The following is an 11,261-nucleotide window of genomic DNA, read 5'->3' as shown; positions in this document are numbered from 1 at the left end:
GTTCGCGATGACCGCCCGGGTGGCGGTTCCGGCGGTGGATATCAGCGTCGCGATGACCGCCCGGGTGGCGGTTCCGGCGGTGGATATCAGCGTCGTGACGACCGCCCGGGTGGCGGCCGCGACTTCCGCGACCGTGGGGACGACCGCAGGCCGCCTCGCGACCGCGACGACCGCGGTGACCGCCGTTCCGGCCCTCCTGAGGGCGACGACCGCAACCGTGCCGGCGAGAACCCGCCGGTGCTGGCGGGCGGCACCGAGCTCAACGAGCCGACGCTGCCGGACGACGTCGACTACCGCGAACTCGACCGCGAGGTCCGCGAGGGCCTCAAGTCCCTGCCGAAGGGTCTGGCCGAGCGGGTCGGACGTCACCTGGTCATGGCCGGCCGGGTCCTCGAAGAGGACCCGAAGCTCGCACTCGAGCACGCCGCGGTCGCGCGCCGGCTGGCGTCGCGCATCGGCGTCGTTCGCGAGGGCGCGGGCCTGACGGCCTACCTCGCCGGCGAGTGGCAGATCGCGATCTCCGAACTGCGCACCGCCCAGCGACTCAACGGGACGCAGGACTACGTCGCCATCATCGCCGACTGCGAGCGTGCCCTGGGCCGCCCGGAGCGGGCTGTGGACGCGTGGCGCGAGGCCGACCAGTCGGCGCTCAACGAAGAGGTCCGCATCGAACTGCTGATCGTCGCCGCGGGTGCCCGCCGCGACCTCGGCCAGGACGCCGCGGCCGTGGGGATGCTCCAGATCCCCGAACTGTCCGCCAACACCGGCGAGGGCTGGCTGGCGCGACTGCGGTACGCCTACGCCGACGCGCTGAAGGCCACCGAGCGCCGGGAGGAGGCCATCGAGTGGTTCACCAAGACGCTCGAGGTCGACCCCGACGGTGAGACCGAGGCGACCGAGCGCCTGCTCGAACTCGAGGGCGTCGTGCTGCCCGAGATCGAGGACGAGGAGGAGATCCTCGCCGAGCTGGCGGCCTCCTCCGAGAAGTCCCAGGTCCCCGCGCCGGTCGGCGACGCCGGCACGTCCTCCAACGAGGACCAGGGCGACGAGGACGACGAGCGCAAGGACGACGAGCGCCGCGACGAGTCCGACGAGGACGAGTCCGACCAGGGCGACGAGTCAGACGACCGTGATGACGACGACGAGTCCGATGATCGCGACGAAGACGAAGACGAAGACGAAGACGAAGACGAAGACGAAGACGAAGACCAGGACGACGAGGACGAGTCCGCCGAGTCCGGCGACAAGGAATCCCGTCCCGGCGTGGTGAACCCGCCGTTCTCCGGCGGTGAGCGCCCGGCGAACCCGGACGAGACGCGATGACGCGGCGGCAGGCCGTCCTGCGCGGCGGCCCTGAGCCGTTGAGCCGTGAGTTCGGCCTGCTGCTGCTCGATCTCGACGGTGTGGTCTACCTGCTCGATCACCCCATCGAAGGGGTGATCGAGACCCTCGCCGCGCATCGCGGCGAGGGCGGGCGGGTCGTGTTCGTGACGAACAACGCCTCCCGGAGCCCGGAGACCGTCGCGGGCGCGCTGACCGGGATGGGCGTGGACGCCGAACCCGACGAGGTGCTCAGCTCCTCGCGGACGGCCGCGCGGGTGCTGGCGGAGCGTGTCCCGGAGGGCTCGACGGTCCTGGTCATCGGCACCGACAGCCTCGCCGACGAGGTGCGCGCCGTCGGTTTGAAGCCGGTGGACAGCGGCGACGGGTCTCCTGCGGCCGTCGTCCAGGGCTACGCGGCCGATGTGAGCTGGCGTGAGCTGGCCGAGGCGACGGTCGCCGTTCGCGGTGGCGCGTTGTGGGTCGCGACGAACCCGGACCTGACGCTGCCGTCGAAGCGCGGCCCGCTGCCCGGCAACGGCGCTTTGATCGGCGCGGTGTCGACCGCCGTGGGCCGTGGGCCGGACATCGTGGCCGGCAAGCCCGGCCCGGCGATGTTCCGGCAGGGCGCCCAGGTCGCCCCCGACCTGTCGGCCCTGGTGGTCGGTGACCGCTGGGACACCGACATCGAGGGCGCGGTGGCGGCCGAACTGCCGAGCCTGCTGGTGCTGAGCGGGATCGTGGGGCCCGCCGACGTGCTGCGGATCCCGGAGAACTCCCGTCCGGCCTACCTGGGGTGGTCCCTGGCCGACGTTCGGGTGGCTCACGCGGCTCCGGAGTGGCTTTCCGGCTCCGTGGTGGCCTGCGCGGGCTGGGAGGCCTCGGCCGAGGCCGATGCCCTGCGGTTGAGCGGATCCGGCGAGCCGCTGGACGCCCTGCGGGCACTGGCGGAGCTGGCGTGGGGTGTTCCGTCGTGGGAGCGTGTCGAGGCCGACGGCGCCGCTGCCGGTGAGGCTCTGCGGGAGCTTCGCATCGGCTGACGGCGAAGGGCTTGCGCACCCTTGTCATTATGTCCGTTATGAGCACACTGCGTTTGGTGCCGGGCCTGCGATGGTTCCGGCGGGAAGAGACCCACGTTCAGTTCGGCGTCGATCAGCGGCGCGCCGTCATCGTCGACCTCGGGGATCCGCGCCTCATCGGGCTGCTGGACCTCCTGGACGGCCGACATGACGAGCGCGCCTTTCTGCGTGCCGCCCGCCGGGCCGGCCACGATGACGGCGTGGCCGCCGAACTGCTGCGGGTACTGCGTGAGGCCGGTGTCATCGTCGACAGCGCGGCCCTGCTGCCACCGCTTCCGCGCGGTGAGACGCCGGTGGAGGTGCGCGAGGGCCTTATCGGCGAGGCCGCCGCGATCGCGCTGAGGCGGAAGGCCGCGCCGGGCACTCCGGCGGGGATGCTGGCGGCGCGCGCGGCGGCGAAGGTCCTCATCGACGGGGCCGGACCGCTCGCCGAGCTGGTCGTCGAGCAGTTGCGCTCGGCCGGCGTGGGCAAGGTGTGGTCCGGCGCCGGAGCGCGCCGGGCGCGGCCGAGTTTCGCGGTGCTCCTGGACGTCCCCCAGCCGGCGGCCCTGCTCGCCTTCGCCTGCGCCCGAAGGGATCTGCCGCATCTGGCGGTGACCCGGCGGGATGGGACGGTGTGCGTGGGGCCGCTGGTGGTGCCCTCCCGCACGGCGTGCCTCAACTGCGTCGACCTGTGGCGACGGGACCGGGATCCGGCGTGGGGGACGGTCGTGGCGCACACCCAGACGACGCGTCCGGCCGCCGAGTACCTGGAGACGCCGGTGAGATTGATCGCCGCCGGCGTGATCGTGGCGCAGGTGCTGTCCCATGTCGACGGTGGGCGGCCCTCGGCGGTCGAGGGGACCTTGGACGTCAACGCTCCCGGAGAGGTGCGGCGCAGTGGCTGGGCCCCGCACCCGCTGTGCGGGTGCGGAGTCGTCGAGCGGGCCGGCGAAACCGCTACAGCAGGGACTTCAGCTTGAGCAGGTCGAAGAGGTTCGCCTTGATCTTGACGCGGCCGGAGGTGAAGGCGCGGCCGAAGTCGAGGTCGCCGGCGACGAGAGAGAGGAGGTCGTCGCTGCCGACGATGAGGCGGATCTTGGCCTCGGGATCGTCGCCCTCTTCGAGTCCGGTGAGCTTTCCCCCGTTGAGGCGCCCGTGGAAACTGACGTCCAGATCGGTGATGTCACAGGCGAGACGGCGGTCGAGGTCGACCTTGCCGCGCAGCGACTCCGCGTTTTCGGCGAGCTTCACCGCGAGGTCGTCGAGCGCCTGGCGGCACTCCTCTTTGGTCGCCATTCGTCATTCCTCCGGGTCCTCGGATTGCACCGTTGGGCACGGTACCTCATGGGCGGCCATCGCTTCCGGGGTAGCGTGACCGGAACGCAGTGAATCAAGTAAACCGACACCGGGATGTGTGGAGGCCGAAATGCAGGACGCGTGGCGGGCTTATCTGGAGCTGGCGCTGGGCTTGACCGAGACCTCGCGGAAGCGGGCGACGAAGGTGGTCAAGAAGCTCGCGAAGCAGAGCGGTGCGACCGTCGACCAGCTGCAGACGATGGCCGAGGACCTGATGTCGGCCAGTTCGGCCAACCGGGACGCCCTGACCAAGCTGGTGCGCTACGAACTCGACCGCAATCTCGGGCGCGTCGGTCTGGCGACGTCCGAGGAGGTCGGCGAGCTCAACGACCGGGTGGCCGACCTGGAGACGAAGCTGCGTGAGGCCGAGGGCCGCGCGTCGGCGGCCGAGCGCGCCGCCGCGGCGGCGACGGTGGCGACCACGTCGGCGACCGCGCCGGTGAAGAAGTCCGCGCCGGCCAAGAAGGCAGCCCCGGCGAAGAAGGCGGCGGCCACGTCGACGTCGACGAAGCCGACCGCGGCGAAGAAGGCCGCTCCGGCGGCCAAGAAGACCGCCGCGAAGAAGACGGCGGGTGCGGCGAAGAAGACCACCGCCGCCAAGAAGACCTCCACGTCCGCGAAGAAGTCGGCGCCGGCCAAGAAGGCGGCGTCCTCCGAGGGCGAGAAGTGAGCGGTATTCCCAATCCGGCGGCGTTCGCGCGGTCCCTTGAGGGCCGTGCGGCGTCGCCCGCTTCGTCGTCCCCGGTGGACGGTGACGTCTCGGTGGTGGACGAGGCCCTCGCGGTGCTCGACGGGCTCGAAGCCCTGCCGTGCGCCGAGCGGGTGGGAGTGTTCGAGACGGTGCACGAGCGGTTGCAGGACATCCTGGCGACCGTCGACGACGCGTGATGCGCAGGCTCCGACTCGACGCCGAGCTGGTTCGCCGGGGTCTGGCGCGTTCGCGCGAGCAGGCCGGCGAGCTGATCGCCGCCGGGCGGGTCGAGGTGCGCGGGATGGTCGCCAGGAAGGCGGCCACGTCGGTGGATCCGGCCGACCCGGTACTCGTCCGCGAAGGCGAGACCGGTGACGACTACGTGTCGCGCGGCGCGCACAAGCTCATCGGTGCCCTCGACGCCTTCGGGCCCTCGGGTCTGTCGGTCGAGGGGAAGCGCTGTCTGGACGCGGGTGCTTCGACGGGCGGTTTCACCGACGTGCTGCTGCGGCGCGGCGCGCGTGTCGTCGAGGCCGTCGACGTCGGCTACGGGCAGTTGGCGTGGTCGCTGCGGACCGATGAGCGCGTGCACGTCCACGACAGGACGAATGTTCGCCATCTGACGCCCGAAGTGATCGGCGGGCGGGTCGAGGTGACCGTTGCGGATCTGTCGTTCATCTCACTGCGGCTGGTGCTGCCGGCGTTGACGGCGTGCACCCTCGACGACGGTGACGTCGTCCCGATGATCAAGCCGCAGTTCGAGGTCGGCAAGGAGCGTGTCGGCTCGGGCGGAGTGGTCCGTGACCTGGAGCTTCGTGCCGAGGCGGTGCGCGGTGTCGTGGCTGCCGCGGCGGGGCTCGGATGGGGCGTGGCGGGGGTGGCGGCCAGTCCGCTGCCGGGTCCGTCGGGCAACGTCGAGTTCTTCTGCCGCCTGCGCAAGGACGCCGGACCGCTCGACGACGGGGAGGTCCGTCGTGTCGTCGCCGAATCGGACAACGCATGATTGTCCGGTGAACGACACGACACCTTCGCCCCGGTCGGCGCTACTGGTCACCCACACAGGGCGGGCCGACAGCAGTGAGCAGGCCCGTTCGGTGGCCAAGATCCTGCGCGGCGCGGGTTTCACCGTGCGGATGCTCGCCGAGGAGGCGGTGGATCTGCCGCTTCCCGACGTGGAACTGGTCACCGGCGCGGTCTCGGCCGGTGAGGCCGAGATCGTCATCGCCTTGGGCGGTGACGGGACTTTCCTGCGCGCCGCCGAGCTGGCGCGCCCGGCCGGCGCGCCGCTGCTGGGCATCAACCTCGGGCACGTTGGCTTTCTCGCCGAGGCCGAGTGCGGTGATCTGGAGATCGCCGTGCGGCAGATCGCGGCCGGCGACTACACCGTCGAGGAGCGGTTCACCGTTGAGGTGACCGCCACACTCGATGGCGAGGTCATCGCCGAGTCCTGGGCGCTCAACGAGGCGACCGTGGAGAAGGGCATGCCCTCGCGGATGCTGGAGGTGCTCGTCGAGATCGACGGGCGCCGGCTGTCGCGGTACGGGTGCGACGGGATCGTCTGCGCGACGCCGACGGGCTCGACTGCCTACGCGATGTCGGCGGGCGGACCGGTGGTGTGGCCGGAGGTCGAGGCCCTGCTCTTCGTGCCGATCAGCGCGCACACCCTGTTCAGCCGTCCGCTGGTGGTGTCGCCGTCGTCCACTGTGGAGATCACGGTGGAGCCGCACACGACCCTGGCGGTGCTCTCCTGCGACGGGCGGCGGGTGTTCGATCTCCCGCCGGGCACGCATGTGCGGGTCCGCCGCGGTGAGCGCCCGGTGCGGGTGGTGCATCTGTCTCCGCAGTCGTTCACCGAGCGGCTGGTGGCGAAACTGCGCCTGCCCGTGGAGGGCTGGCGGCAGAACCGCACATAGATATCGGTGGGAAGTTGCGATCCGGATTGGCCATCCGTACGCCAGTGCTACTAGGGTCGGGGCTGTGCTGGAAGAGTTGCGGATCACCGGACTTGGGGTCATCGAGGACGCGAGCCTGCCGCTCGCCGACGGGCTGACCGTCATCACCGGCGAGACCGGTGCCGGCAAGACGATGGTGGTGGCCGGTCTCGGTCTGCTGTTCGGAGGTCGGGCCGACGCCGGTCGCGTGCGGACCGACGCCGGACGTGCCGTCGTGGAAGGGCGCCTTCGTCTCGACGGGCGCGACACGCGCACGTCCTCGGCGGTGCGGCAGCGTGCCGTCGACGCCGGGGCCGAAGTGGACGACGACGAGCTGCTGCTGAGCCGTACCGTCACGGCCGAGGGCCGCTCCCGTGCGCATGTCGCCGGCCGGTCCGCCCCGATCGGGGTGCTGGCTGAGCTGGGTGAGCTGGTGCTGTCGGTGCACGGTCAGTCCGACCAGATGCGCCTGCTGCAGCCGGCCGAGCAGCGTTCGGCCCTGGACCGTTACGCGGGCGCCGATCACGAGAAGCTTTACGCCGGCTACCGGGAGGCCTACGCCCAGTGGCGTCTGGCGGCCGACGAGTACGACAAGCGGCGGCGGGAGGCCAGTGAGCGCAGCCGTGAGGCGGAGCTGCTGCAACTGGGCCTGGCCGAGATCGCCGACGTGGCGCCCGAGCCGGGTGAGGACGACGCGCTGGCCGAGGAGGCGCGGCGGCTGGAGCACGCCGAGGCGCTGCGGGGTGCGGCGGTGACCGCGCACGGCGCTTTGTCGGGTGACTCCGACGCCGTCGACGAGGCCATGGACGTGCTGACGCTGCTGTCGTCGGCGCAGCGGGCCCTGGAGGCCCAGTCCGGTGTCGACTCGGCGCTCGGCGAGATGGCGGCGCGGCTGAGCGAGGCCGCGTCGGTGATCGGCGACGTGTCGGGCGATCTGGGCAGCTATCTGGCGTCGCTGGACGCCGACCCGGCGCGGCTGGAGGACATCTTCGCGCGCCGCTCGATTCTCAAGGGCCTGACGCGCAAGTACGCCGAGGACATCGACGGGGTGCTGGCGTGGGCGGAGACCGCCGCGCTGCGCCTGTCCGAGCTCGACACCTCCGACGAGGCGATGGAGTCGCTGGCGGCCGAGCGCGACCGGCTCGCCGGTGAGGTCGCGGCGCTGGCGTCGCGGCTGCTCGCCTCCCGCAAGGAGGCCGCGGGCCGGTTCGCCGAGGAGGTCAGCGTCGAGTTGACCGGCCTGGCGATGCCGCACGCGAAGGTCCTCGCCGAGGTGTCGGCGCGGGCTGCCGCGCGCGGTCCGCACCGGTTGCCCGTCGACGGTGTCGAGTGCGGGGTGGGTCCCGACGGCGCCGACGAGGTCGAGTTGCGGCTCCAGGCCAACCCCGGTTCGCCGCCGGCGTCGTTGCAGCGGGGCGCGTCGGGTGGTGAGCTGTCGCGGGTGATGCTGGCCATCGAGGTGATCTTCGCCGGTGCCGGCGGTCCGCCGACGCTGGTCTTCGACGAGGTGGACGCCGGTGTCGGGGGAACGGCCGCGGTGGAGATCGGGCGTCGGCTCGCCCGGCTCGCGCACCGGCATCAGGTTATCGTTGTGACACACCTTCCGCAGGTGGCCGCGTTCGCCGACCGGCACCTCGTGGTCGCCAAGGACGTGTCCGGGGCGGTGACCACGTCGGGCGTGCACGCGGTGATGGACACCGAACGGGCGCGTGAACTCGCGCGCATGCTCGCCGGACTCCCCGACAGTCACCTGGGGGTCGCGCACGCCGAGGAGCTCCTCGCCGTCGCCGCGAAGGAAAAGCGGGCAATTCATTCTAATTCGTGAGTGATGCGCGTGGCGTTGCCGGTTCATGGTCGACTGATGCGAGGATGGGGCCGATGCGTCTACCTACTCTGCGCCGGTCCCGCGCGGTCGAAGCCGGCACGATTGCCGGCCCGGCCCGGCTGGACCGCCGTACGAAGCGACTCACCGGCCGCCTGCGTCCCGGTGACATTGCCGTGATCGATCACCTCGACATTGACCGGGTCGCCGCCGACGCGCTGGTGGCCACCGAGGTCGCCGCCGTCATCAACGTCAAGCCGTCGATCTCCGGGCGTTACCCGAACCTGGGGCCGGAGGTCTTGGTCAAGGCAGGGATCCCGCTCGTCGACGACGTGGGCGAGGACATCTTCCAGGAGCTGCGCGAGGGCACCACCGTGCGCATCGTCGACGGGGACGTCTTCGTCGGCGACAAGGTGATAGCCAGCGGTGCGCGCCAGGACTCCGACACCGTCTCGACCGCCATGGTCGATGCCCGCGAGGGCCTGTCGGTGCAGCTGGAGGCCTTCGCGGCCAACACGATGGAGTACCTCAAGCGCGAGCGCGACCTGCTCCTGGACGGTGTGGGCGTGCCCGACATCGAGACCGCGATCAGCGGGCGTCACTGCCTGATCGTGGTCCGCGGGTACGACTACAAGGAGGACCTCGACGTTCTTCGGCCCTACATTCGCGAGTTCAAGCCTGTCCTGATCGGCGTCGACGGCGGCGCCGACGCGCTCGTCGAGGCCGGCTACACCCCCGACATCATCGTCGGGGACATGGACTCCGCCTCCGACGACGTGCTCCGCTGCGGCGCCGAGGTGATCGTGCACGCCTTCACCGACGGCCGAGCGCCGGGCAAGGCGCGCCTCGACGACCTGGGCATCCCGTCGATCTCGTTCCCGGCGGCGGCCACCAGCGAGGACATCGCCATGCTCATCGCCGACGAGAAGGGCGCCGAGCTGATCGTCGCCGTCGGCACCCACGCCACCCTCGTGGAGTTCCTCGACAAAGGCCGCGGCGGCATGGCCTCGACCTTCCTGACGCGCCTGCGGGTCGGCGGGAAGCTCGTCGACGCCAAGGGCGTCTCGCGTCTCTACAAGCAGAACGTGTCGGTGTCGTCCCTGCTGCTGCTGGTGCTCGCCGGGGTCGCGGCGATGGCGGCGGCGCTGACGGTGTCGACGGTCGGGCGCTCCTACCTGGAGGTCGTCACCGAATGGTGGGACGACCTCATCTTCTCGCTTCAAAGGTTGTTCTAGTGATCAATTTCCGCTACCACCTGGTATCCCTCACCGCGGTGTTCCTCGCCCTGGCCATCGGGCTGGTGCTGGGCACGGCGGCGTTGAACGGTCCCGCGGTCGACTTCCTCAACGACCGGGTGAACTCGCTGGCCAAGGAGAACGACGGCTACCGCGAGAACCTCGACCAGCTTCGCGACCAGGTGGAGTCCGAGGAGGACTTCGCCCGCCAGATCGCGCCGACGGCGCTGGCGGGCAAGCTCACCGACCAGTCGATCCTGATCGTGACGGTCTCGGGAGCCTCCGAGGACGACGTCCTCGGAGCCCGGGAGATGCTCGGCTACACCGGCGCGACGATCACCGGCGAGCTCGGCATCACCGACAACTTCACCGATCCGGCCAACAACGACGAACTGCTGGAGCTGTCGACCGAGCTGCTGCCGACCTCGGTGGCCAACCTGCCCAACAACAGCGTCGGTGTCGAGACCGCCTCGGCGCTGCTGACGGCCGTGCTGATGACCGCGACCCCGAACGTGACCGCCGCCGAGCAGAAGAAGGTCCTGGCGGGCTTCACCGAGGCGCAGATGATCACCGGCAAGGAGAACTTCAAGGGCGACCGCGCCACCGCCGTGCTCATCGTCACCGGCAAGCCTTACGCCGACGCCGACGCCGAGGCGCGCAACAACAAGGTCGTCACCACCGCCGCGCAGTTCGACGGCGGCGGTACGGCGGTGCTGACCTGTCCGGGCATCGGCGGGCAGGGCAACGTGGTGACCGCGGTTCGCAACGACCCCGCGCTGAACGCTTCGATGTCCACCGTGGACAATATCTCCACCCCGCAGGGGCAGCTGGCGGCCGCGCTCGCGCTCTCCTACGACCTGGCCGGCCACGTCGGTGACTACGGCACCGGTACCGGAGCCGAGTCGACGGTGCCGATGCCTCCCGCCTAAGAGGGGCCTCGCGACCGCTTCGACGACCCCGACAGGAGAACCATGGGAATGTTGTCCCGGCTGGTGCTGGCCGGTACCGGCATCCTCGTCGCCCGCGGGGCGATGACGGCGCTGCGCCGCTCGCCGCTGGCGCACAGCCTCGAACGCGTCAACCACAAGGGCAAGTCGATCAGCCTCGCCGCGGGTCCCGCGGCGGCCGTGGGCGCCTCGGTCAGCGCCGCCGCCGGCGCGAAGAACCCGCGCGCCGCCGTCGCCGCCCTCACCGCCGGCCTGGGCGCCGGAGCGGTGGGGCTCTACGACGACGTCGTCGGAGCGCGTGAGGACCAGAAGCAGTACAAGGGCTTCAAGGGCCACCTCGCCGCCCTCCAGGACGGGAAGGTCACCAGCGGGCTGGTGAAGATCGTCGGCGTGGGCGCCGCCGGTCTGACCGCCGTGGCCCTGATCGACGCCGACCGGCGCCGCGACGGCCGCCTGTCGCTGTTCGACACGCTCGTCGGCGCCGGAGTGGTCGCCGGTGCCGCCAACGTCATCAACCTCCTCGACCTGCGGCCCGGCCGCGCGCTCAAGGCGACGATGGCGCTGGGGCAGCTCGCCGGTCTGGGCAAGACGCCCGCCAGCGGCGACCTCGTCAGCGGCCCCGTCGCGGCCGCGGGCGCGCTCATCGGCGAGGACCTCGACGAGAAGGTCATGCTCGGCGACGCCGGCGCCAACGCGCTCGGCGCCCAGCTGGGCCTCGCGCTGACCGCCAAGACCGGCCGCTACGGCCGCCTCGGCCTGTTCGCGCTGTTCGCCGCCGCCACCGTCGCCAGCGAGAAGGTCAGCTTCACCAAGGTCATCGAGGCCACCCCCGTTCTGCGCGAGATCGACCGCTTCGGGCGCAAGTCGTGATCCTGCCCGGCGGTACCCACGCGGAGGC

The 11,261-nt window shown here is 71.3% G+C and carries 12 protein-coding genes; 11 read left to right on the top strand and 1 reads right to left on the bottom strand.

All coding sequences use genetic code 11. The annotated features are described in order from the left end of the window. The 3 genes from AB0I28_RS19600 to AB0I28_RS19590 all read left to right on the top strand — a co-directional run. Positions 1-1,323, top strand: a 1,323-nt coding sequence (locus AB0I28_RS19600; protein ID WP_357495114.1) for a hypothetical protein, incomplete at its 5' end; no start/stop codon positions are given. Beyond that, on the top strand, positions 1,320-2,360 hold the full coding sequence (locus AB0I28_RS19595) for an HAD-IIA family hydrolase (RefSeq protein ID WP_357495112.1): 1,041 nt from the start codon (positions 1,320-1,322) through the stop codon (positions 2,358-2,360). The genes AB0I28_RS19600 and AB0I28_RS19595, both read left to right, overlap by 4 nt. Before the next feature lie 38 nt (positions 2,361-2,398). After that, complete coding sequence (locus AB0I28_RS19590) at positions 2,399-3,361, top strand: hypothetical protein (protein WP_357495110.1); 963 nt, start codon at positions 2,399-2,401, stop codon at positions 3,359-3,361. On the opposite strand, the gene AB0I28_RS19585 is transcribed toward AB0I28_RS19590, so the two are convergent. Then, entirely contained in the window at positions 3,339-3,677 is a 339-nt protein-coding gene (locus AB0I28_RS19585; RefSeq protein WP_357495108.1) for an SCP2 sterol-binding domain-containing protein, read from the bottom strand. The two genes, AB0I28_RS19590 and AB0I28_RS19585, sit on opposite strands and share 23 nt — an antisense overlap. Before the next feature lie 130 nt (positions 3,678-3,807). On the opposite strand from AB0I28_RS19585, the gene AB0I28_RS19580 reads away from it, so the two are divergent. From AB0I28_RS19580 to AB0I28_RS19545, 8 genes are all read left to right on the top strand, one after another. After that, the gene (locus AB0I28_RS19580; protein WP_357495106.1) at positions 3,808-4,407 is read left to right on the top strand and encodes a hypothetical protein; all 600 of its coding nucleotides are present in this window, start codon (positions 3,808-3,810) and stop codon (positions 4,405-4,407) included. Beyond that, entirely contained in the window at positions 4,404-4,625 is a 222-nt protein-coding gene (locus AB0I28_RS19575) for a hypothetical protein (protein ID WP_357495104.1), read from the top strand. Before AB0I28_RS19580 ends, AB0I28_RS19575 begins: the two co-directional genes overlap by 4 nt. Further along, entirely contained in the window at positions 4,622-5,431 is an 810-nt protein-coding gene (locus AB0I28_RS19570) for a TlyA family RNA methyltransferase (protein WP_357495102.1), read from the top strand. The genes AB0I28_RS19575 and AB0I28_RS19570 overlap by 4 nt, the downstream gene beginning before the upstream one ends. Before the next feature lie 7 nt (positions 5,432-5,438). Further along, complete coding sequence (locus AB0I28_RS19565) at positions 5,439-6,341, top strand: NAD kinase (RefSeq protein WP_357495100.1); 903 nt, start codon at positions 5,439-5,441, stop codon at positions 6,339-6,341. Positions 6,342-6,405: 64 nt separating this feature from the next. Beyond that, positions 6,406-8,184 (top strand): DNA repair protein RecN, encoded by a 1,779-nt coding sequence (gene recN, locus AB0I28_RS19560; protein ID WP_357495098.1) that lies wholly within the window; start codon positions 6,406-6,408, stop codon positions 8,182-8,184. Positions 8,185-8,237: 53 nt separating this feature from the next. Continuing rightward, complete coding sequence (gene steA, locus AB0I28_RS19555) at positions 8,238-9,416, top strand: putative cytokinetic ring protein SteA (RefSeq protein ID WP_357495096.1); 1,179 nt, start codon at positions 8,238-8,240, stop codon at positions 9,414-9,416. After that, positions 9,416-10,345, top strand: coding sequence for a copper transporter (locus AB0I28_RS19550; protein WP_357495094.1), 930 nt, complete (start codon positions 9,416-9,418; stop codon positions 10,343-10,345). The genes steA and AB0I28_RS19550 overlap by 1 nt, the downstream gene beginning before the upstream one ends. Positions 10,346-10,387: 42 nt before the next feature. After that, the gene (locus tag AB0I28_RS19545; RefSeq protein WP_357495092.1) at positions 10,388-11,233 is read left to right on the top strand and encodes a hypothetical protein; all 846 of its coding nucleotides are present in this window, start codon (positions 10,388-10,390) and stop codon (positions 11,231-11,233) included. Positions 11,234-11,261: the final 28 nt, after the last annotated feature.

The organism is Phytomonospora sp. NPDC050363 (genome assembly GCF_040655735.1).
Lineage (GTDB): Bacteria > Actinomycetota > Actinomycetes > Mycobacteriales > Micromonosporaceae > Phytomonospora.
This window is presented reverse-complemented; position numbering and strand designations above follow the sequence as displayed.

Bases quoted from the DNA above. Each gene is read 5' to 3' on its own strand.
- AB0I28_RS19580 (WP_357495106.1), top strand. From the start codon at position 3,808: ATGCAGGACGCGTGGCGGGCTTATCTGGAGCTGGCGCTGGGCTTGACC.
- AB0I28_RS19545 (WP_357495092.1), top strand. From the start codon at position 10,388: ATGGGAATGTTGTCCCGGCTGGTGCTGGCCGGTACCGGCATCCTCGTC.
- AB0I28_RS19585 (WP_357495108.1), bottom strand. From the start codon at position 3,677: ATGGCGACCAAAGAGGAGTGCCGCCAGGCGCTCGACGACCTCGCGGTG.
- steA (WP_357495096.1), top strand. From the start codon at position 8,238: ATGCGTCTACCTACTCTGCGCCGGTCCCGCGCGGTCGAAGCCGGCACG.
- AB0I28_RS19595 (WP_357495112.1), top strand. From the start codon at position 1,320: ATGACGCGGCGGCAGGCCGTCCTGCGCGGCGGCCCTGAGCCGTTGAGC.
- AB0I28_RS19590 (WP_357495110.1), top strand. From the start codon at position 2,399: ATGAGCACACTGCGTTTGGTGCCGGGCCTGCGATGGTTCCGGCGGGAA.